General features: G+C 37.6%; 24 protein-coding genes. 2 read left to right on the top strand and 22 right to left on the bottom strand.

All coding sequences use genetic code 11. The features are described from left to right. Positions 1 to 282: 282 nt before the first annotated feature. The 10 genes from SPK86_RS10225 to SPK86_RS10180 form a co-directional block, all read right to left on the bottom strand. Positions 283 to 1,137 (bottom strand): MurR/RpiR family transcriptional regulator, encoded by an 855-nt coding sequence (locus SPK86_RS10225; RefSeq protein ID WP_330949297.1) that lies wholly within the window; start codon positions 1,135 to 1,137, stop codon positions 283 to 285. Further along, positions 1,134 to 2,036: an ROK family protein gene (locus SPK86_RS10220; protein WP_284139125.1), complete on the bottom strand. Its 903-nt coding sequence runs from the start codon at positions 2,034 to 2,036 to the stop codon at positions 1,134 to 1,136. The genes SPK86_RS10225 and SPK86_RS10220 overlap by 4 nt, the downstream gene beginning before the upstream one ends. A gap of 37 nt (positions 2,037 to 2,073) precedes the next feature. Beyond that, positions 2,074 to 2,766: an N-acetylmannosamine-6-phosphate 2-epimerase gene (locus SPK86_RS10215; RefSeq protein WP_284139124.1), complete on the bottom strand. Its 693-nt coding sequence runs from the start codon at positions 2,764 to 2,766 to the stop codon at positions 2,074 to 2,076. Between the two features lie 24 nt (positions 2,767 to 2,790). Then, a complete protein-coding gene (locus SPK86_RS10210) occupies positions 2,791 to 3,633 on the bottom strand; it encodes a carbohydrate ABC transporter permease (RefSeq protein ID WP_284139123.1) in 843 nt (280 codons plus the stop codon). A gap of 12 nt (positions 3,634 to 3,645) precedes the next feature. Continuing rightward, positions 3,646 to 4,530 carry a carbohydrate ABC transporter permease gene (locus SPK86_RS10205; RefSeq protein ID WP_284139122.1) on the bottom strand — a complete coding sequence of 295 codons (885 nt, stop codon included), beginning with the start codon at positions 4,528 to 4,530 and terminating at the stop codon, positions 3,646 to 3,648. Between the two features lie 88 nt (positions 4,531 to 4,618). After that, on the bottom strand, positions 4,619 to 6,010 hold the full coding sequence (locus tag SPK86_RS10200) for an ABC transporter substrate-binding protein (protein WP_330949296.1): 1,392 nt from the start codon (positions 6,008 to 6,010) through the stop codon (positions 4,619 to 4,621). A gap of 114 nt (positions 6,011 to 6,124) precedes the next feature. Beyond that, entirely contained in the window at positions 6,125 to 7,033 is a 909-nt protein-coding gene (locus tag SPK86_RS10195; RefSeq protein WP_330949295.1) for a dihydrodipicolinate synthase family protein, read from the bottom strand. Positions 7,034 to 7,322: 289 nt separating this feature from the next. Further along, positions 7,323 to 7,754, bottom strand: coding sequence for a universal stress protein (locus SPK86_RS10190; protein ID WP_330949294.1), 432 nt, complete (start codon positions 7,752 to 7,754; stop codon positions 7,323 to 7,325). An 89-nt stretch (positions 7,755 to 7,843) separates the two neighbouring features. Further along, the gene (menC, locus tag SPK86_RS10185; protein ID WP_330949338.1) at positions 7,844 to 8,953 is read right to left on the bottom strand and encodes an o-succinylbenzoate synthase; all 1,110 of its coding nucleotides are present in this window, start codon (positions 8,951 to 8,953) and stop codon (positions 7,844 to 7,846) included. A 22-nt stretch (positions 8,954 to 8,975) separates the two neighbouring features. Further along, positions 8,976 to 9,779 (bottom strand): GNAT family N-acetyltransferase, encoded by an 804-nt coding sequence (locus SPK86_RS10180; protein WP_330949293.1) that lies wholly within the window; start codon positions 9,777 to 9,779, stop codon positions 8,976 to 8,978. 336 nt (positions 9,780 to 10,115) lie between these two features. Here SPK86_RS10180 and SPK86_RS10175 point away from each other — a divergent pair, with 336 nt between their 5' ends. Then, complete coding sequence (locus SPK86_RS10175; protein ID WP_284139117.1) at positions 10,116 to 11,096, top strand: proline dehydrogenase family protein; 981 nt, start codon at positions 10,116 to 10,118, stop codon at positions 11,094 to 11,096. A gap of 380 nt (positions 11,097 to 11,476) precedes the next feature. Here the strand turns inward: SPK86_RS10175 and SPK86_RS10170 are convergent, their stop codons facing one another. The 4 genes from SPK86_RS10170 to SPK86_RS10155 all read right to left on the bottom strand — a co-directional run bounded on the left by SPK86_RS10170 (position 11,477) and on the right by SPK86_RS10155 (position 14,419). Then, on the bottom strand, positions 11,477 to 12,145 hold the full coding sequence (locus SPK86_RS10170; RefSeq protein WP_330949292.1) for an HAD family hydrolase: 669 nt from the start codon (positions 12,143 to 12,145) through the stop codon (positions 11,477 to 11,479). A gap of 229 nt (positions 12,146 to 12,374) precedes the next feature. Further along, positions 12,375 to 13,328 (bottom strand): SLAC1 anion channel family protein, encoded by a 954-nt coding sequence (locus tag SPK86_RS10165; RefSeq protein ID WP_330949291.1) that lies wholly within the window; start codon positions 13,326 to 13,328, stop codon positions 12,375 to 12,377. A gap of 349 nt (positions 13,329 to 13,677) precedes the next feature. Next, positions 13,678 to 13,914, bottom strand: a complete 237-nt coding sequence (locus SPK86_RS10160) for a glutaredoxin family protein (RefSeq protein WP_284139114.1) — start codon at positions 13,912 to 13,914, stop codon at positions 13,678 to 13,680. Positions 13,915 to 14,062: 148 nt separating this feature from the next. After that, positions 14,063 to 14,419 (bottom strand): winged helix-turn-helix transcriptional regulator, encoded by a 357-nt coding sequence (locus SPK86_RS10155; protein WP_284139113.1) that lies wholly within the window; start codon positions 14,417 to 14,419, stop codon positions 14,063 to 14,065. Between the two features lie 114 nt (positions 14,420 to 14,533). On the opposite strand from SPK86_RS10155, the gene SPK86_RS10150 reads away from it, so the two are divergent. Then, positions 14,534 to 14,869, top strand: a complete 336-nt coding sequence (locus SPK86_RS10150) for a DoxX family protein (RefSeq protein ID WP_284139112.1) — start codon at positions 14,534 to 14,536, stop codon at positions 14,867 to 14,869. Positions 14,870 to 14,930: 61 nt separating this feature from the next. Here the strand turns inward: SPK86_RS10150 and SPK86_RS10145 are convergent, their stop codons facing one another. From SPK86_RS10145 to yhfZ, 8 genes are read right to left on the bottom strand one after another with little or no spacing between them, the layout of a single operon-like run. Further along, positions 14,931 to 16,142 (bottom strand): phosphopentomutase, encoded by a 1,212-nt coding sequence (locus SPK86_RS10145; protein ID WP_284139111.1) that lies wholly within the window; start codon positions 16,140 to 16,142, stop codon positions 14,931 to 14,933. A 4-nt stretch (positions 16,143 to 16,146) separates the two neighbouring features. Further along, positions 16,147 to 17,307 carry a YhfX family PLP-dependent enzyme gene (locus tag SPK86_RS10140; RefSeq protein WP_284139110.1) on the bottom strand — a complete coding sequence of 387 codons (1,161 nt, stop codon included), beginning with the start codon at positions 17,305 to 17,307 and terminating at the stop codon, positions 16,147 to 16,149. A gap of 29 nt (positions 17,308 to 17,336) precedes the next feature. After that, a complete protein-coding gene (locus tag SPK86_RS10135; RefSeq protein WP_330949289.1) occupies positions 17,337 to 18,470 on the bottom strand; it encodes an aminotransferase class V-fold PLP-dependent enzyme in 1,134 nt (377 codons plus the stop codon). A 2-nt stretch (positions 18,471 to 18,472) separates the two neighbouring features. Beyond that, on the bottom strand, positions 18,473 to 19,387 hold the full coding sequence (locus tag SPK86_RS10130) for a phosphotriesterase family protein (protein ID WP_330949288.1): 915 nt from the start codon (positions 19,385 to 19,387) through the stop codon (positions 18,473 to 18,475). 20 nt (positions 19,388 to 19,407) lie between these two features. Continuing rightward, positions 19,408 to 20,700 (bottom strand): YhfT family protein, encoded by a 1,293-nt coding sequence (locus tag SPK86_RS10125; protein ID WP_284139107.1) that lies wholly within the window; start codon positions 20,698 to 20,700, stop codon positions 19,408 to 19,410. A 24-nt stretch (positions 20,701 to 20,724) separates the two neighbouring features. After that, positions 20,725 to 21,084: a DUF2620 domain-containing protein gene (locus SPK86_RS10120; protein WP_284139106.1), complete on the bottom strand. Its 360-nt coding sequence runs from the start codon at positions 21,082 to 21,084 to the stop codon at positions 20,725 to 20,727. 1 nt (position 21,085) lies between these two features. Then, a complete protein-coding gene (locus SPK86_RS10115; protein WP_284139105.1) occupies positions 21,086 to 21,460 on the bottom strand; it encodes a PRD domain-containing protein in 375 nt (124 codons plus the stop codon). Positions 21,461 to 21,489: 29 nt separating this feature from the next. After that, complete coding sequence (yhfZ, locus tag SPK86_RS10110; RefSeq protein WP_284139104.1) at positions 21,490 to 22,422, bottom strand: GntR family transcriptional regulator YhfZ; 933 nt, start codon at positions 22,420 to 22,422, stop codon at positions 21,490 to 21,492. Positions 22,423 to 22,431 lie beyond the last annotated feature (9 nt).

The raw sequence follows: 22,431 nt of genomic DNA, 5'->3' as shown, positions 1-22,431 counted from the left end.
CCTCCACCTCAATTTCATTATACGAACTACAAAAAAACGTACCAAGACCAATTTCTTGCAAAACAATTTGCAATCATTCGTTAAAGTCTTGCAAGTTTAACCTGCAAACTAAAATATATTAAAAAAGGCAGACCAAAGGAAAACTTCCTTTTGATCCGCCTTTTTGCTGATCCAATCCTATTATAATATGAAAAAGAAAGATGTTAGTTAAAAAAAAGATTCCTTTCTTACCATTTTTAAAGCAATAAAACCCCTAACCATTGGAATTGGTTAGGGTATGTGTTATAGAAGCTTTTCAATAACAGATTTTGCCGTACTTTCTTTATTACGAATAGATTGTTCATGTGTCCGCTTAAAATACTCTGCGTAGAGCACATCTAACAAGTAAAGCTGTGATATTTTGGCAGAAAGACTGCCACCTTGAAGTGGCCCTTCATTTGCACCGCAAAGTAATGTAATATCGGAATAACTCGTTAGTGGTGATTTAGCAAACCTTGTTAACGAGATGACTTTCACGCCTCTTTCTCTCGCTATCTTTGCTACTTCTAATGTGTCCTTTGTTGAACCAGAATAGGAAATTAAAATTGCAACATCCTTGTTGGACATTAATGCAGCTGACATCACTTGAAGGTGAGAGTCAAATGAACATTCCGTTTTATTCGTAATACGCATAAACTTATTTTTACCTTCCATCGCGGTCATTAGTGATGCACCGACACCAAAAAAGTGAATACGCTCTGCTTCAACCATCCAATCAATTGCTTTCGAAATGTCTGCATCATTTGCTAAATTATGTGTTTGGGTAAGGGCATTGATTGTTGTAGATAATATTTTGGCAGAAAGCTCCTCAATTGTATCCTGCATCGTAATTTCACTTGTAAGCTGTGGTGTTTCATCTGCCATGGAAATGGTATGTGCCATGGCAATCTTAAATTCTTGATAGCCTTTAAAATTCATCGATTTACAAAACCGAAAGACACTAGATTCACCAACTTGGCATGCTTCAGCAAGGTCTGTGATGGACATGTATATGACATCCTTCGTATGCTCACAAATATAATCGGCTACTTTCTTCTCCGTATTTGTAAACGAACGATATCTCGTTTGGATGAGTGAAAAAATATCCGTCTTCGTCATAGCATACTCCTTCTAACTTCTCTCGCTAAGTGAAGAGCGATTGCACCCAGCACACCTGCTTTATTACCAAGAGAAGCTTTTTGTATTTGCACGTTTGAAAAGCTATCCATAATCATTTGTTTTACTTGAAAGGATACTTGTTTAACAAGGACATCCTGCTCCATAATTCCACCTCCGATAATAATAGATGGAGGATTAAAAATATGAATTAAAGAAGTTAATCCAAGTGCTACCTCATAAATCCAATCCACGATGAGCTGCTGTAATGAAACATCTCCTTGCTGATATCCCTCAAAAATAATTCTACCATTATCATAACTTTTATCTACCAATTTTGCTTTATTAATCAATGCTGTTGTCGAAGCATAGGCTTCATAACAACCATACCTCCCACAATTACAAAGCGCCCCTGACGGATGTGTAATGAGATGTCCGAATTCACCTGCTATCCCATCATTTCCGTGGTATAATCGACCATTTAAAAAAAGCGCTCCACCAATCCCTGTTCCATACGTTAAAAATAAGAAGTCATCTCGCCTATGTGTATTTCCAAAATAATACTCACCCATCGCAGCAGCATTTACATCATTCTCAACCATTACCGGAACACCGAAGCGATCCTCAAGCAGCTCTTTTAATGGCATTCCGGTATAGCCTGGAATATTATCATTTGCATAAAGGATGGAACCGTCCTGGTGGTTTACTTGACCTGCAGTACTTATTCCAATGGCGTCTACCGTATTCATTTCGGTGATGATACGCATCACCTTCTGAATCATATATTCGCCACCCTTTTTGCTTTCAGAGGCATATTCTTTAAAAAGCGAAATTTCCCCATGTTCATTTGCGAGGCCAACCTTGATTGCAGTCCCCCCAATATCAATTCCTAATAATTTCATAATGCTCATTCCTTTTCAAGGAAATATCATCGTTCTGCTAGGATTTAATGGCACGAACAAATCGTTCCGTAATTTCTTTTGGTCTCGTAATCGCAGTTCCAACAACCGCACTATACGCACCACTTTCATATACATTACTTAAATCGTCCGGTGTCCATATGCCACCCTCTGCAATGACTGGAATCGGAATATCACGTGCCATCTGTTTAATCAAGTGGATGTCAGGAAGGGAAACTCCTTTTGTTTGCGTGGTGTATCCACACAAGGTTGTCCCCACTAAATCAAAACCCAATTCATAAGCCTCTTTTGCTTCTTCATAGCTAGAGCAATCAGCCATAAACAACTGATCGGGATACGTTGCACGAAACGCTGGAAAAACATCTCGTATTCGCTGTCCTCCTGGTCTAACTCGGTCGGTCGCATCCATTGCAATAATATCTACTCCCTCCTGGTGAAGCAGCTCTACCTCTTCTTCAGTTGGCGTAATAAACACGTCAGAACCTTCATATGTTTTCTTTATTATACCAATGATTGGTAATGCAACCACTTGTTTAATAGCACGAATATCATCAATTCCATTTGCCCGTATACCTTTTGCTCCACCTAAGCGCGCTGCCTGTGCCATTCTTGCCATAATAAACGGACTATGCAATGGTTCTTCGGGTAGAGCTTGACAGGAAACGATTAATTCATGCTGGATAGATTGTAGTATTTGTTCATTTGTTGTCATCACATGCATCTCCATAATTTTAGATTATCCTTTTTCTGCACCTATCGAAATTCCTCGTGTAAAGTAACGTTGGAAGAAAAGAAAAATGACGAGCATTGGAATTGCGGCGACGGTGGCCCCAGCCATCTTATATGCGAAGTTTGGATTTAAATCTTGCATTAATGTCGCTGTTCCTACCATCAATGTTTTTACGCCTTCCTCTTGTCCGATAACTAACTGCCACACATAGTCATTCCATACTTGCACAAAGTAAAGGATAAATAGTGCACCAATTCCTGGTTTTACAATCGGTAGCATAATCTTAAAGAAGGTTCGAAACTCACTTGCGCCATCCATTTTTGCTGATTCACGCAATGAATCTGGAATACTATCGAAGAATCCCTTTAATAAAAACACACCAAAAGCCGTAGCAACATTCGGCCATATCATGCCATGTAGCGAGTTAACCATACCAAGCTGATCAACAATACGATATAACGGAACGATCATCACTTCTTTTGGAACCATTAAACTCGAAATAAAAATAATGAAAATAACATTTTTTCCTTTGAATTGTAGCTTAGAAAATGCATAGGCTGCTAAGGAGCTAACAATAATTAATGCTACCGTAGCAACAAGCGAAACAATCACACTGTTCATTGCCCATTTCAGTGCAGGCTGATTGCTGAAAACATCGATATAATTTTGAAAGTTAAAGGTCTTCGGAAACCAATCTGGTGGCATTTTCACAACTGCTGCACTGTTTTTAAATGAGCTTGTAACGAGCCAATATAATGGAAATAAACTTAATATCGCAAAAAATAGCACAATCACATTTGCTGTAATATCGAATTTTTCCTGTTTTAATTTATTTTTGCGTTTCAACATTTCATTTCACCTCTAGTTCGTTTTAAACATGGCACGTAGCTGTGGAATCGAAAGCACCATCGCAATGGCGAACATAATCACACCTACAGATGATGCGATGCCTAGTTGATTGTATTTAAATGCATTATTGTACAAGAAGTACATTAATGTCGTAGAGGCATTGTTTGGTCCTCCACCTGTGAGGAGCTGAATAACGACGAATATTTTTAGCACATTGATGATATTGATAATGATGATATAAATCGTTGTAGGTTTTACTAACGGGATCAAAATCTTAAAAATAACACGAATGCGGCTTGCACCATCTACCTCAGCGGCTTCAAAAATATCCCTTGGCACGCCTATCATAGCTGCTATATAAAGGATAATTGCTTGACCGACATTTGTGGCGAATGTTACAAAAATGATGACGGGTAAGACGAGATCCTTATCCCCGAGAAAATTTACGACAGGCAATTCCATTTGTCTAGCTAAAAATGGTATAAGTCCATTGGAAGGATTCAATAAAAAACTCCAAATCATACTCATAACGACCATGGATACCATAACCGGAATATAATAGCTCCCCCGAATAAACGAAACATATTTAGCGTTTTTATCAAAAATAGCTGAAGCCACAAACAAAGCAAACACAACGGTCAATGCTACAATACAAATAACAAATACAACTGTGTTTACCGCTGATTTTATAAACACTTCATCTTGAAACAGTGCCTTGTAATTATCAAAGCCAATGAATGTCATGTTGCCGTAATTGATTTTATATAAGCTTAAACGAATTCCTTCGAATATCGGATACACAAGAAAAACCATGAAAAATAATAGCTGTGGTGAAATGAATAGATACCCTGTTAAATTACGCTTTAAAGCGTGCATGTTGTTTTTCATACGCATCATTTACCTTTCCAATAAAACTATGAGAGGATGAGACAAAAGAAAAGCATTTATATCAAAGATAAATTCCTTTGTCCCAGTGCCTCATAGATTATTTGTTATAGATGACAGAGTCTTCCTTCGCTTTTTCGATTACATTGTTTCCTTTTTTCTGATAATCCTTCACAGCTTCTTCTGGCGATTTTTCACCTGTATATAATGCTTGAAGCTCTGGATATAAAACCTGTCTTAACTCATTGTAACCAGGAACATTTCCTGTGAAGCTAAACATATATTGTGAGTTCGCTTCATATGCAGCAAACAATGGATTTTCATCCTTAAACTCTTCAACGACTGATTTTCTTACTGGCACACCGTTCTTCGAAGCTTTAACAAGCTCCGGATCAGAAGAGAAGAACTTCACAAAGTCTTTACTAACTTCCATTCTTGTTTTGTCTCCTGTATCAAAAATAGAAGCACCTGTTACATAGGTGAATGAAAGTGGATCTCCGCTTTCAGACGGAATATTTGCAAGTCGAGCATCGAATTCAGGCACATTTCCACTAGCCATATCAGCTTTAATGTTGTTGTACAATACAGAGTTTGTGAAGCTAACGCCTAATTGTTGATTTTGGAACATTGCATTTACATCATTCGAGGAAACAGACTCCGCTCCCGGATTCGTAAGACCCTCGTCATACATATCCTTTAGCCATGCTGCAGCCTTTGTCCCTTTTTCATCTGCCAAAACAATATTTCCTTCATCATCAAAGAAAGGGCTTCCAAACATTCTTAAATAAGCTAAGTTCCATGTATCACCTTGATTATTCAATGCATATAATCCCATTGGATACGCGTTCGAATATTTATCCTCTGGTGTGTTCGCCTTTAGTTCTTTTAAAATCGTTTCATATTCATCCAATGTCCATGTTTGAATTGCATCCGCACTCCCGACATACTTTTCAAGTCCTGCCGCTTTAAACATATCTGCGTTATAAACTAATGTACCTGGCATATGTGAGAACGGATAAAAATAGATATCTTCTCCAAATGTTACCGTATCCCAGAAGCTTTGTTCGATATCCTGTTTCGCTTCATCATCAACAATATCATTCAAAGGAGCAAGAGCACCGCGATGTGCGTAATCCCCCATTGCGAATACGCTTTCAAAGAAAATATCTGGAGGTGTGCCACCATTTAAATTAACGTTTAACATTTCATCACGCTGATCACCAGCAATTACTTCTACATTTACTTTCACATCATGCTTATCATACTGCTCGGAAAATTTCTCAGCAGCATACTTAAAGAAACTGTCAAAGTCTGCACCTTCCTCCGAAGAATCGATAACACCTTTCCATTGTGGTGTGAGCCATAAAGAAATTTCGACCGTATCTTTCCCATCGGTTTTTCCTTTATCAGCTTCTTTATCGTCATTTCCACAAGCAGTAAGCAGAGATAATAATAAAACAATACTAAATAAAGCCAATCCTAATTTTTTCAATGTATAATCCTCCTTAATCCTCAAACTTTTTTCATACTTTTTTCTTTCCATTCTTCTCTTTAGCTCTCCCCCCTTTTCTCATCACCTCCTATAATTAATCGAAGCACGCCTGTTTTATTGATACATTTGGATAGCTTGATCGATCATTTGATTAATTTCTTTTATTTTCTGTGCTTCATGCTTTGCTACTTCCTCTAAAGGAGCACGAACTCCTCCTAGTTCTATGCCACGTAAGTTGAGGCATGCTTTAATGACGGCATACATATTCCCATCCAATGATGTTAAAGCAATAATAATATCATTGATCGATTGTTGAATTGCTCTAGCTTTATCAAATTGTCCTGCCTGTACATATTCATCTGCTTTTAAATACAACTCAGGCATCACTGCATACGTTCCACCAATTCCGCTGTCTGCTCCAATTAATCTTCCTGAAACAAATTGTTCATCTGGTCCATTAAAGACGATAAAGTTCTCACCACCAGTCGTTTTAAAACGCTCAATGTCTAACACTGGCATGGAAGAATTTTTCACCCCAATTACTTTTTTGTTTCGGAGCATTCGTTGAAATAAGGAAAGCGATAAATAATACCCTGTTGTTTGTGGAATGTTATAAATAATAAAAGGCAATTCCGTTGCTTCTATAATTGCTTCCCAATATTTCTCAATCGCACTTTCAGGAAGCTTATAATAAATCGGAGGAATCGCAGATAATGCATCATACCCTAATGTCTCAGCATATTTCGCAAGTTCAACACTGTCCTTCGTTGATGGCGCACCAACATGGGCAATTAATGTAAGTCCTTCTTTTGCTTCTTCCGCTACATATTGGAGCGTTTTTTTTCTTTCTTCTAAGCTATGATATATACATTCTCCAGAACTACCACCTACATAAAGCCCTCGAACACCTTTGTTTGTTAGGTAGTTTACAAACGCTTTTGTTCGCTTTTCTGAAACCTCTCCATCTGCATCATAGCAAGCATAAAAGGCGGGAATAATTCCGTGAAACTTCGCATTCATCATTGTTGTTATATCCTCCTGTTCCTGTTCAAAAAAATGATAACGTTTACAAAACAAACTTATCACACATATTATTTTTTGTAAATAATTTTCTTCATAATTAATATTTATGAAAAAAATATCCATTATTCCGCGATTCCATGATAATAATAGTGCCAACATAATAATCTATAGTAAATGAAGAGGCAGTTACCTCAATGAGTAACTGCCTCTTATTTAAAAACTTTCTTTACGCTTATTACGAAAACCAAAAAAGCTGCTCTCCGCTAACGAAGAACAGCTCCTATCTATTTTATTTCATAATGAGTACTGGACATTTGGCATGTTGTACAACATTATTACTCACACTTCCAAGGAAAAAGGACTTCATATTTCCTAGTCCACGACTTCCAACGATAATCAAATCCATGTGATGATTCTCTGCATATTCACACACTTTGACACCTGGATTTCCTTGCGAGTAATCAACCATCACTTCTGAAATTACCTTTATCCCCTCTTCTTTTAGTTCTTTCTCAATCCTACTAAGTATGGGGCGTATTTCTTCAGCCAATTCCATCATGATGCTACTAGCAATTGCTTTATTTGTACTTGGCCCTGCATGAGTTACAACAGAAATGAGATGAATTTCAACTTGAGGGTTTTCTGTTGCTTGCAATCTTGCTTCTTCAAGTGCACGCTTACTTAAATTTGACCCGTCATATGCTACTAAAATTCGCTTCATTCTTTTGTCCTCCTTTGCTTAGATGTCCTCCTTTTCACTATATCATAACACTACATAGCTTGTACTTATCCCTTACAATTATAGATTCTTTACAATTGAAAAGCATGCGTTGCAATGGTAAACTTTTTCATTGTATCCGCATCAATTTCATATCCAATTCCTGGCTTATCCGGAATGCGAATTATCCCATCTTTGACGATTACTTCCGGTTCAATAATATCTTTTTCCCAATAACGAGAGGAACCTGCTGTATCACCTGGTAGCGTAAACTGTGAAAGCGACGTTAGTGCAATGTTATGTGCACGTCCAACTCCTGCTTCAAGCATACCACCACACCATACATCGATCTTCTTTTCCATACAGTAATCATGAATTTTCTTAGCTTCTGATAATCCACCAACGCGTCCAATTTTTATATTAATAATTTGACAGCTACCAAGCTCGATTGCTTTTCTCGTATCTTCGAGTGAGTGAATACTTTCATCCAAGCATATTGGTGTTTTTAGCTGCGCTTGTAATAAAGCGTGATCCACGATATCGTCATGTGCTAACGGTTGTTCGATCATCATTAAATTAAATGCATCAAGCTGTTGTAAATGCTCCAGGTCTTCAAGCGAATACGCAGAATTTGCATCTGCCATAATTAGAATATCGGGAAAATGAGCACGGACTTCTCTTAGCACATCAATGTCCCAGCCAGGCTTTATTTTTATTTTAATTCGTTTATACCCTTGCGTGACAAACTTATCGATTAACTCCAATAAAGCTTTTATAGAAGGTTGAATCCCTATACTAATCCCTACATCAATTTCTTTTTTATTTCCACCAAGCATCTCTGCCAATGGCTTGTTATTTCGTTTCGCATATAGATCCCAGATCGCTCCTTCGATTGCTGCCTTAGCCATATTATTTCTTCGTATCGGTGAAAACAGCTTTGTGACTTCAAACGGATGTGATATGGAATGCTCCTGCAAAAGTGGAATTAAAAAATCACGCATCATATGGTATGTTGTCTCTACAGTTTCCTCACTATACCAAGGACTGGTAAAAGCAACGCTCTCTCCATAGCCATGATTCCCATCCGCATCAACCGCCTCAATTATAAAAAACTCCTTTTCCTGGAATGTTCCAAAGCTCGTTGTAAACGGATCATTTAACCGCATTTTCAATCGATGTAAGATAACTTGTCTAATTGGAATTTCCACTTCTATCCCTCCACTATCATTTTGAAAAATAATAATAACAAATACGCTGTTCCTTGTCCCGAATAATGTCTGTCGCCATGTAACCATTCGAAAACAAGGCCATAAAAACACGTCTTGTAGCCGAACGCCACGCTTTCGCCAATGGTAAGTCTCTTTGCTTTATTTGTTGAAAATGGTCTGGTACAGCTACAAACCAACCATCTTTACATTCTATTTCTACTAAATTAGCAGAATTGAAAGTATCGGTTATAGCAGGTTGATCATTTTCCCCTATCTTAAGAAGCAATAGATGTTCGGAAATCTCATGTACTTCTTTTTTAATAGGCTCCTTATGTAGGTGCCACGCTACAAGAAATCGATCAGTAGCAAGTCCTTGGTTTAGCCCATCATCCAAGGTTCCGTAATGATCTTCTTTATACTGTACACCTGCAGCTCCGAGCTTATGTATATTTAAGTACGCGTTTTTGGTTTCAAGTGGATCATACGTCCATGTAATCATGTGATAACCTAAATCTTTTGCAATCCTTGCTTGCTCGAGCTTCATCCGCATACCAACCCCTAATTTCTGATAGGCTGGTAGGATGCCAAGCATGTGCGAGCAAACATATGGAGCACTCCCATCAAATCCAGCAAAGCTATACAAAAAGCCAATCATTCTATTTTCATCATAAGCGCCGAGTAGAATACCGCCATTATTGCAAGCGGTGTATGTTTGATGCACAGGGGTTGGAGGCATTTCCCAAACTTGTTCTTCTATCTGCTGCATCTCATTTAATTCCTCTAAGGAATGAAGTCTTCTAATATCAATGGACCGGTTCAAAATATAAATCCTCCTTGTTGCGTCTAACTCACAATTGTATGTATATGTTAAATAAAAAAGAAAAAAGCCCCATTAGGACAATGCTTCAGTACATGATACTTTTATATTCAATGACTTTAAGAGTATTTCTTTTCAAATTAACGTTACCATAGCTCTTATCTTTAATCAACGCTGAATTGTCTAACAATTCAATTAAGTTAACGTCTGTCCATTTTCTTATTATCTCTTAAACTGATAACGGATACAATTATGACAAATCTTCAAAACAATTGTACCATTATTCTAATTTTTCCTGTTATAATATAATTAAAACTATTAAAAAAAGAGGGTTAAAAGATGTGGTTAAAAAATTTCTTCATCGGTTTATCTCAAAATCAGCTTTTAAATAGTATGGCCAAAAAATACGGCACCAAATTAGGTGCACAAACGGTTGTCGCAGGAACAACTATTGAAGAAATGATTGAAAGCGTAAAAGAGCTCAATAGGCACGGCATCTCCGCCACGGTTGATAATCTCGGAGAATTTGTATTTGAAAAAGAAGAAGCACTCGAAGCAAAGGACCAAATTTTAAACGTCATAGAAGCGATTCATGCACATGAGGTAGATGCACATATTTCGTTAAAACCAACCCAGCTGGGACTTGACATCGACTATGCCTTTTGTCGTGAAAATCTAGAGGAGATTGTCGCGAAAGCAAATGAATTCGGTATTTTTATAAATGTCGACATGGAAGATTACAAACACCTGCAACCGTCCTTTGATTTAATTGACGAATTGTCCCAAAGCTATCAGAATATTGGAACCGTAATCCAGGCTTATTTTTTCGATTCTGTGAAAATGATTCAAGCATATAAGGATTTTCGTCTACGCATTGTAAAAGGAGCTTATAAAGAACCGGAAACGGTAGCTTACCAGGATAAAAAAGAAATTAATAACAATTTCCTTAAATTAATCGAATATCATTTGTTAAGCGGATCGTTCACTTCCATTGCTACACATGATCATCATGTCATTAACCATGTAAAGCAGTTTGTAAAGGAAAATGATATTCCGAAAGATAAGTTTGAATTTCAAATGCTATACGGCTTTCGCAAGGACCTACAGCTTACACTTGCCAAGGAAGGCTATCAGTTCTGTACATACGTACCATTTGGAAAAGACTGGTATGGTTATTTCATGCGTCGTTTAGCAGAGCGTCCACAAAATATGAATTTAGTAGTAAAACAAGTATTCAACAAAAAAACGAACACAGCTATTGCCATTGGTGCAGGCGCATTCCTATTAGGGAGACTATCCAAACGAAAAAAGAATAAGTAAGATAAAAAATGAGGTTGGGATAAAATAAAAGTATCTGTGTCAAAATTCTATCTATAGCCACGTAGTTTAAAAATGGGGTCGCTTTCCCCGGGCACGACCTCAACTAACTCGGAAAAGAAAGTACACTTTTCCGAGTTAATTTTTCGACATACAGGATGTACTAGCGCAGACGTTGCAACAGGACGTAGCGATTTTAGTCTGTGTTCCTCTGTTGCTTCCCGGAGGAGTCTCACCCATTTCAACTGCTTATAAATACATTTAATTACAGTTAAATTTTAACGTCAATATTTCGTTCGTATTTTTTGAATAATAAACCTTTTTTTCATCCGCCTTTTTATCTAATAACTGTTTATTCATACTCCATTTTATTCGTTTTAATTCTAGGAACTAAATACCGGCCATTCCCTTTTCTTTGCGATTGCTAACATCGCTTCATCAGGATTTACTACAACAGGATAGGTTGCTAGTTCAAACAGTGGAATATCGCTCTCACTATCCGCATATGCCCATATTTTCAGTGCATCGTCTTCTTTACGCGAATAGGCTTGCAGCCAATCCTTCACCTTTTCGACCTTACTAGCACCATTTATAATTTGTCCAATTTCACCAGTGCAAACCCCATTTTGATCATAAAGCAGAGAGGTGCTTATGATATGCACATCTAGTTTAACTTCTTGAACGAACATTTCTAAAAATGGACGTAATGCACCTGAAAGCAATATTATTGTATCGCCTTGTTGCTGGTGTTCACGTATTTTTTCTACAAGGTCTTCATGGACATCCTTTTTCCCAATAGATACTAACTCTTGGAAAAATAAAGCCATTTCTTGTTCTGTCTTTCCTTTAAATGATTTAGCAAATGCGATAAAAAACTGATGGCGAAACGCATCTTTCCCTTTAAATACACCAATAAAAATAGCCTGAATTAGCCCTGCAATCACGACAAGCCATTGCTTAAGGGTGAACTTCTTTTTCGCAATCTTAAACATAATCTTAAACGAGTTCCCTTGGTATAGTGTCCCATCAAAATCTACTGTTACGACTGCCACTTTTCTTCCCCCTTTTGTTACAATCAATAACCATAATTTACCATGCAATCTACTTAGAAGTAAATAGCTTTTACTATTTTTGTACAATAGTATCCTGTATACTACGCTTCTTACATTCTATTTAAGCATTGATTGTAATTCTTTTAAAGATAGTATCCGATAAAATATTGGAAATGCAAAAAATACAAGCCTTTCTTTTTCAAAGAATGGCTTGTATCAAAAGTTTGTGTTATTGCGATACACATAATTTCTTATTCACAGCAAGCTTCACGGTTTTCCAACTTAATACTATGATTAGAAATAGTAGACCAGCACTTTCAAAAACGAGCGACCAAGCATAAAGTATCGATTTAGTAACAACGAACATATGAATCGTAGCAATGGTTAATGCTGCTGTTGGAAATAAAAATGCCCACCATGATACGAAAAACGGAAGGACAATAAATCGCTTTATATTAAAAAGCAATAGTAAAAAAATAAAAAATGCAAACCCGAACAAAATATGAGCAAATACATTTAAATTTCCGGTTAGCTTCATATACGATAAAAATCCTACTGCTGGTGGTGCCATTAAAATAAACAATGTTGCCATCAACGGATTTGGTAATGAAGGATCAAAAAACAATCGTTGCATCATGATTGTTAGATAAATGATGCTAAATACAATTCCAATACTAAAAAACAACCAATTAATATCCTTTCCTACATGATACACTCCAGCCAATGGTACAACAATATTCCCTACAATTGGAATAAACCAAGCGGGATTAAATTGAGCAATAACAAATGATTGCCGCCAAATTAAGTTAGACAACACTTTTAAAGTCAGATACAGCTGTAAGACAGCACCTACTACCCAGACTACAAAAGATAAGGCTGGCACATAATGATAATAGGATTCCGCTAATAAAAGTAAGCTTATTGATATCGCTGCAAAGAAATTCATCTTTACCGGATGATTAAAATCCTCCCTAACATCCTGAAGAAAATGAATAGAACGATAACTTAGCATTGCTAAATTAACTAGAAATAATAAGGTTGAAAAAAATAAGAATACTAATGATACATAATGCGGAAAATTTAAGAGCTCTTCGAGATGTCTACTAGCTATTGTTACTCCCGCAAATCCCATCACACTTGCAAATAATCCAATTGGAAAATAACGCAATCCGTGTTGTTCCAATGCTTCCACTCCTACTTAAAATTAATAACGTTCATTATATGTGAGGAATCTCTTTCATTCCTCACTGATTGTTAGCTGAACAGAATCCGATAAAAAAGCTACTGGATATAGATGCACGTTTGCATCACCCCAGCAGCTAAATCGGATTGACCCCTAAAAAATGAAACGCTGTCTTATCTCATTAGCTCCGAAATTAAAATAAAAACGGCAGCTAAAAATAACCCTACATGACCAATACAAATCTTCGGACCACCTGTTTTAGTATTGCATCCCTTGTCCTCATTATTCACTGAACAAGAATTACACATGAACTGGTACTTGATTTTCTGAAATGCTTTCTTCACTTGCTTCACCCTTTTAGCGCTTCTTGCACTGCATCTGGATCAAAGCCAAGCACCCATTTTCCATTGATTTCTGTCTGTGGTACACCAGTTTGACCAGTCGTTTCAACAAGCTTTACTGCAGCTTGTCGATCCGTTTGTACATTAATCGTTTCAAATGGAATATTATTTTCATGCAAATAATTCGTCATCATCGTGCAAAATGGACATGTTGAAGTTACATAAACCTTTGCTACTGTAGCCAATTTTATTCTCCCCTTCCTACAAAAACTCAATTAACTAACCTCATTATATACCCCCTTAGGTATATAGTCAAGTGTATTTGCTTTCAAAAAAAGAAGCGTTATAAAATTTGATTTCCATATTTTATAAAAATATCGGAGAAGTACTTATCTACTTCTCCGCAGTCTGATCATTATTATTATTAAGTTCTTTTAAATGCTCTTTGTGAGACGAACCCCATTCTTGCATTGAATTTAAAATCGGAATTATTTTTTCTCCATATTCTGTTAAAGAGTACTCCACCTTTGGCGGGACTTGGGGATAAACCTTTCGATTTACAATGCTATGAGATTCCAATTCTCGCAGTTGTGAGGTGAGCATTTTCTGTGTGATTTTTGGTATTTTTCGCCTTAATTCATTAAACCGCATTGTTCCATTTTCCATCAAATGAAACAAAATAATTGGCTTCCATTTACCAACCATTGCATCAATCGCTACTTCTACACCAACACATGTGCGGTCATCCATCTGCATCCTCCTAAGTTTCCTTTTGGATACTATACCACTTTAAAGTGCCTACTTCAATAAAAAGATAATATATATCATAATAGAGTCTGCAGCAAAAGAATGGAGGAAATAATAATGTTATCTGTTGGTTTACAAGTACTACTAGGAGCAGGTTTTTTTATGTTTGGTTACATGAAATTCACCTCGCCAAAAATGGTGGAGGGCTTTAATCATTTCGGACTCCCCCAGTGGTTTCGTGTTATAACTGGGTTATTTGAATGGGTTGGAGCAATAGCAATCATTGCTGGGATATGGTATACGCCATTAGTCATTTGGGCCGGCCTCTGGCTAGCGATTATAATGTTTTTTGCAATGTTAACACATATTCGGGCAAAGGATCCTGTTGCATCGTTAAAAATGCCTGGATTATTATTTGCATTTTCACTGCTTGTTGTCATTTTAAATATCTAACTTTTAGATACTATCTCAAACAACAAAAAGAGGTTGAACCATTATTCAACCTCTTTTTATTCTATTTGAAGGGATGTTCACTTTTAATTTCGGATAAAAAACTTTTCCCTTCAGCAGGTGCAGGCAATTGAAAGAAATCACAAAACGTTGCCCCAACATCTGCCATCGTATTTCTTAACCCAATAGATGTTTTTTTCACTTTGTTTCCTACTATTAATATTGGAACATATTCTCTGGTGTGATTGGAATGCCCAATCGTTGGATCATTGCCGTGATCTGCCATGATAATTAATATATCCTCTTCGTTCATCTCTGGAATGAACGAAGCGAGCCACTGATCTGTTTCATTTAGCAAGCTGCAGTACCAATCGACATCCTCTGCATGACCAGCTAAATCTGTTTCCTGTACGTTCACAAGGAAAGCGGCATCCCCTGTTTCTGCTTTATAGCTGCTTGTTACTTTCTTTAAAAGCTTCGTCGTATTCACAATAGGATCAGCAGGTCCTTCGCCATGCAATACATCTGCAGTTTTACCGAGTCGATATACCTTTAATCCATTTTTTGCGGCAATCATCGGGAATTGCTTTTCAATCTCCACACCAAAGCCCATATGATATACTTCGTAACCTTTGCCATAAACGTTTGCCTTCGGAGTATCTACTCCCCACTGACCAGGATGCTTTTCTTGTACACAGGATAAAATATGTTCAATACTTGTGTAGGGTCCTCCAAAAGCAATCACTCTTGTAGTATCCACATTTTCTCGAACTACCTCACCCAGCTTCTTTACTTCTGAAAAAGGCATGCGATTAAAGTCAGCTGTTACATTAATTATATTTCCTAAAGCAGACTCTAAATTATCAGCTACAACAGCACTGCCATTAACTAATAAGATCGGACAATGAGCTAATGGATAAGTAACGGTATAGCCACTTTTTTCTAAGGCATTTTTCATTTCATGATGAATGTCCTTCATTAGTCGTTTATTTGATTTCTTGGGGCAGCTTCCGGCAATTTCTTGATGGCCTAAATACGTGTCTGCCCCATGATGAGCTAGCTTTGCATAGCCATATGCGTTTTCAGGTGCCTCTTTTCCGTCCACAAGTGTGCCCAACCCAAGCTTATACATGACAGGAATTTGTAGACTATCCTGTTTTTTGGCACGAATATGCTTATACGTATTTGCTGTGCAATCTGACGGTACAAAGTCTTTACAGTCCTCCATTGCTCCAATTCCAAAGCTATCGATTACGAGTAACATCATTTTAGCCATGATGTCACCACTTCCTTTCTAGGTGGATGACATTCGGATTTCCTGATTGTATTCCCTCAACAAGCGCAATATGTGCTCGCGTAACAAAAAGCTGCGTACGAAAAGCAAATATAGCTGTATCTCCGATTTCAATTTGAAAGTCGTTTGGCTTCGCAATCATTCCATAATAATCAATTGATTCAGGGCTAAGCTCATATGCCGCCGTATATCGATTCATAATTGTTTCCTTATCATGACCAACGAAGCAACCCTTCATATTTGATCTTCCATAAAATCCACCGGCTATGACTTGATACTTGTCATCATAGGTATGAGATACTTCAGAAACATAAACAATTGCCGGTTTTTCTGGTAAATCTTTATATGCGTGCAGTGGAGTCGTTCCCGTTAACCCATGTCCAGGCTCTCCATGAGTTACTCCTTTATGGGATAAAAACGGAATCGTTTCACAGCTTGTTCCACTTGGACCATTAACTTGAGTAACTTCTATTCCTTTCTTCTCTAATATCTTCTTTGCTCTTAATAGAGTAGAAAGATTTTCCGTTGGGATCATTTCCAGATTTAAGCTATTTAATTGTAGGTTTGGAAATGTAGTAACACCAACAATTCGAACTCCAGTTAATTGCAGGATGTTATCAATCGTTTGTTCAAGGCTGTGAAGCGGAATGCCTCCCTCTTGACCATGATAGATTTTATCCTCTGAATCAACTACTTTGAGTAAAATATCCTGCACTTTCCCCATCTGTCTCGCAGTAACGGATAGTTGTTGTGCTCTTTCATAAGAAAAAATCGTCACAACTTCTGGGTTCCAGCTTAAAACTTCCTTCCATTGGTGCTTTCCTGGCTGTACAAGATGACCTATATTACCAATTTTTATTCCGTTTTCAGCTAGTAGCTTTCCTTCATCGAAGTCTACCGCTACCGCTTTCGCTATTCCATTATTTTCGATTATCCTTGCTATCTCTGGCAGCCTACCAAGCTGCTTAGACATAAAATATAATGTCATCTCATGCTTATCAGCAGCCTTTGACAGTAATTTTACATTTTCTTTTAAAATATCTACATCAATAATATATGTGTTGGGTGGAATCTCACCCGTTTGGTGTAACGTAACACCAGTCTTTATAAGGTCTGGATTCCTTCGTTTTGTCACATCCAAAAACATGGGACATCCTCCTGTTGTTCATTCAATTATCAGAACCCCTGCTTTACTGCTTTCATCGCTTTCTCCAATATAGATAAAACAGTTTTCGATCCTGATTTCATCGGATTAATTCTTATGCCATACTGCTTTAATCGAGGTTGTGAAGCAATAAAGCTTCCAGAAACCCGATAGATCATCGGCAAAATCTCATACTTGGATTCAGCTCCGACTGGATGCGTCGCCGCTCCAAAAGTATTACTAGCTTTAATAACCTGTTGTGCAATAGGTTCCTCTAATTCCACGATTATATTTTTTGATTGTGCATTTACCATGTATGCATGTGTGACACCTTTTATAGCACCGGTATTTAATTGCTTACAAACCTCAGCTACCTGCTCATTTTGAATTGCTAATGATACTGGAGCAAAGGTCATCATTCGCAATAGCTCCATTGCTTCAAAGCCTTGAACTTGTCCACCACCAGAATAATTTCTCGATTGAAGCAATTGGATTTCTTCTTTTTTTCCTGCAATAATACCAATTCCTTCTGGTCCAAGCACTTTAAAGCCAGAAAACGTGGAAAAATCTGCTCCATACTCCACACCAATTCCGTATGCTTTCATCGCAAGATAATTATCATCTACAATAATTGGCAAGTCTGGACGAACAAGTTTTACCGTTTGAATAACCGCTTTTAAATCATACGTATCTGTCGGCTGCTGTCTAGCATGCTGAACATAAAACACCTTACATACTGTATCTTTTTTTAATACAGCTTCAACTGCTGTTAAATCATTAAAGTCGACTTCCTTTGTACGCAATCCTAAAACGCGAATGGTATCTGTTGTTGTTGTATATACTGGTGCGGTATGAATTAACATCGTATCACCTGGGCTCATGATCGTGCTTAAAATAATGCGAATCGCCCCTGTTCCTGCGCCTCGGACAAGCGCAACATCCTCCACACCAAAAAACGATGCTAACACACGTTCAACTCGAGCTGTCTGTTCTGGCTTCTTATAAACTGGTGCTACTCCAAGATCTCCCAATGAAAGAAACTGATCACCAGTAAAATGCTCACTCATACATTCAACCAATTTAAATTGAAGCTCCTCCGCTTCCTTTACTGTTCGTGTTGGAACAACTGAATTTGCATACTTAAGTTTTGCTGGATCGTAAGTCACGGTTAACGCTCCTTTATTGAAAATGCATGTGCTGGATTGTTGATAAGCATATCTTGAATAACATCATTTGTTACCCCATGCTCCTGTAATTTCGGAATAAACTCTTGAAGGACGAGATCATATCCTGGACCACCGTGCTTCTTCCAATGTGATTTGCGGGTTAAATCGGCTGAGAGTAAAATTTGCTTATGATAACCACGCTCGATAAAGTCTAATAAAAATGCAATTCTATCCTCATCTGGACGATAATTTGTTTTACCAATTGTATCAAATCCGATATAAACACCTGCACGAAGCACATCAAGTACTTCATCCTTGTTCGTATTTAAATCCTGATGACCAATAATGATTTGATCCTTAGGTACACCTAAATCAAACAACATATTTACTTGTTCAACCCCCATTGTTCCTAAAGACGTATGGGTTGTGACGGTTAATCCAGTTGCAAGTGCCGCTTTCCCAGCACCAATGATGAGTTCTTTTTCTACTGGTTTAATTTCATTTACACTCGTACCTACCTCACCAATAACACCTGGATAAATTCCCGTATTCTGAATACCTTCTTCTATTTCTTTCGTAAAATACAAGGCAAACGCATCTCGATCCCATTTTTGAGCAAAATCTGGAATAAAAGGATCCTTGTAAAAGCCTGTGCATGCAATAATATGGACATTTGTAGCCTCACTTAACCTTTTTAAGCGTTGGACATCTCTTCCCATTCCTTCATTCGTCAATTCAACCATTGAGCGTCCACCAGCTTGATAAAAATGGTGTAATTCTGATTCCATACCTGCTTCATCATCTAATATCGTATCTGGGTCTTTTTTTATTCTTGATAAATCAATGGATAAATGTTCATGTGCTGCACATATTCCAAATTCATTTTGCTTAATTTTTCCTCTAACTGTTTGTAGCATTACCAATCACTCCCATGCTGTTATTGAGGTATCGCCATAATCCCCATTGCCACAAGTATGTTTGCAATAATCCCTACTGCAATCGCTCCGACTGGCCCTACTGCCATGCGAACGATTGGACGACCTGCTGCTTCATTTAACAAGTAGAAGCCAGCAATAAAGAAGAAACCGAATCCTGGTGCAATCGCATTGGAAGCATTTGCTCCACCAATCAATAAAGCAACCTCAAGCAGTTTCGTCATCGCGTTACGGATATTTTCCCCAGAGTTTCGAACACCTGGATACTTATCTAAAAATCTAGCAATAGAGCTAAGGAGCATGACTTCACCAAAGATTACTAATGCACCAATAATTACTGCTAACCATACATTTGGAGCAAACAACCCGACAACAAATATCAATGTAAATCCAACTGGGCTGTAAACACCAGTAGCAATCGCTGTACTTGCAACTAAAGGAATAAACCCAATCGCTCTAGCAGCAGCTGCAATACCAGCATCTGTTTGCTTTCCTTCTGCAAGAAGATTTAAAGAAATTGGATCACCAGCCATTAATAATAGATTAGTAGCCCCAGCTATTAATGCACCGATAATCATGAAAAAGGCAACATTCTTTTTAATTGATTTTACCTTTTCACTAAATACAGAAGCTAAATCAATAGAAGAACCTTCTTCTGCTTTTTCCTTAATGGCATAAGTAAAGAGAAAGATCATTCCAACAATCAAAGCCATTCCTTCTTGATTTAAGGAAACAACGTTATCACCTATTGTTAAAAAGCCTTGCTCATTCACAAAAACTGCTAATTGTCTTACTAAAGCAGCAACAACAAAGGTCAATATCCCTTTTTTCACACTAAACTGAAATGCTACTGCAAGTGCTGGGAAAGCCATAAATGTTACAACAACTGGTGTTCCAACTTGTCCCATCGCATCAAGGAAATTCACTGGCAAATAATCAAACAGCTTCACAAATCCTTCTAACCCTGCAAGTAATCCCCAACCATAGAGACCACCAACAAATGCGGCAACTGGAGTTCCCCAGCGGTTTTTTGGTGTAACTAATCCAATAATATCCGTTCCCAATAAAATACTATGAATCAAAATAATACTAGCCGACAATGTAAACGGAATCCCAAACCCAACAACTAAGCCGAAGCTCATCGCAAATGCAGTTAATCCAAGCTCTCTCCGTTTTAACCTACCTTCGATATGCTCAGATACAATCGGTCGTAGCCCATCATTAAAAACTGCGATATTTCTGTTTGATAGAACAGCAGCAACTGCTCCAATTAAAATGACAAATAGCATTTCCATTTCATGCACTCCCCATTCTACGTTTTATTTTTTATTTTTTATTGCATTAATAATCATTGGTACTGCCAAATCAATATGATCGCCGGTAAAACCAAAGGCTCTTTTTCCATCGTTCACTGCTGCGATTATGGATGCTTCTACAGGCTTTTTCCCCGGCATTGAAACGGTTTCACAAGAAGCCTTTCCATTCATCGCGATTGCCATTGCCAATGCTCCACCACCACCGGTATGACATGCACCTAGATAATAATCAGCTTGGTTTGTTTTGAGTGCCATTGCAGCTTCTAAATCTGATTTGATTACTGTCTCAATCGAATCATCTAATTCTTTAACCAATGCCTCAATAGCTTTTTTTTCAACTTGTCCACCAATAACAATCTTCATCTTATTCTCCTCCTGTGTTCATCGTAATAACAGTCGTATAATGTAAATATAAAAAGTCCTTTTCCCCTTTTGGCAACGGTGCTTCCCATCTTTGTTCAATAAATGCTACATGCTCCTGCGCAATTGGATAAAAGGGCGAATTCCTTACATCAAGCATGATGTCATCTGTAGGACTTGCTACATCCTCACCATTCTCAATCCGTGTAAGTGCCATCGGTAAATGTGTAAAGAGCATTTCAGCATGATCAGCAAAATCTCTTTCCAAGTAACGAAGCAAAAACTCATAGGAATCTAAAGTAGTTGCATATGCTTTCTTTGTGATTACATGTTGTTCAAGCAATAGCTGTAATCGTTCTTTTAATTCTTGGATGTTCATTCCAACTCTCCTAACCTTATTTTGTTTATTTAATAATGAGGCAGCTTCTTCTTTTCCACTACAAGCCGCTGTATATCTAAAATAAGCTGCTTATCCAGCCGCAAAAGAAAATTACTAACCTCCGGCCGATCCTTTTCCATCAGCACTACGGATGTAGATGCTTTCTTAGCAATCGCCTTTGCTTTTTCTGATTTAAAATCTACTTTTTTTAATACCTTGTTTGCTCGCGTTTCATCTGCATTCCAGACCGCGGCATCCAAGCTACCACTTTGAAGACTATCGAATAATTGCATGTAATTAAGTGGAACCAACTCAACATTTAAGTTTTCACATTCCAACAATGTGATTTTAGATTGATCTATAGATGTATAGTCAATACCAACTCGCATCCCCTCCTTTATTTGATTTTCATGCGCATTTGCTAAAAAAATTTGGTGTCGTGTCACATATGTTTCCGGACCAAAATTAATAGCTATTTGCAAATTATTGTCCTGCGCAATTTCTTCCTCTGCTGCTAGCTGTGACATCACTACAAAATCATATCTTCGTGATTTCAACCCCTCCAATCTTTGCTTTGAACCTCTCATATATGCTAGATTAACTCGATTTAACATCGCATCTGACACTTCAATTAATCCTGTTGCTAACCCTTCATATAAAGTAGAATATGGTAACGGCATTGCTCCCATAAGTGAGCCTACACCTGCAATTTCTTTTAATAAATGCATGTCCTTCGTTATCAAGAATGTCCCTAAGTGACCACGAGATTCTAAATGGATTGCTCGCAGGTTTTCTAATACCTTAAGTGCTCCTTGTACAGTGCCACGCCCCAAAGACAAGCTTTGAACAAAATCCTCTACGCGCGGGATTCTTTCTCCTGCTTCGATAAAGATCATTTTTTTAGCAATTTCCTTTGCTGCTAACCCGTTTTTTGAAAATAAACTTTCCCAAATTCTACTCATTACTTCACC

Source organism: Virgibacillus sp. MG-45 (assembly GCF_036409425.1).
In the GTDB taxonomy this organism is placed as follows: domain Bacteria; phylum Bacillota; class Bacilli; order Bacillales; family Amphibacillaceae; genus LDC-1.
Note: the sequence above shows the minus strand (reverse complement) of the source record. Positions and strands in the feature narration are given on the sequence as shown.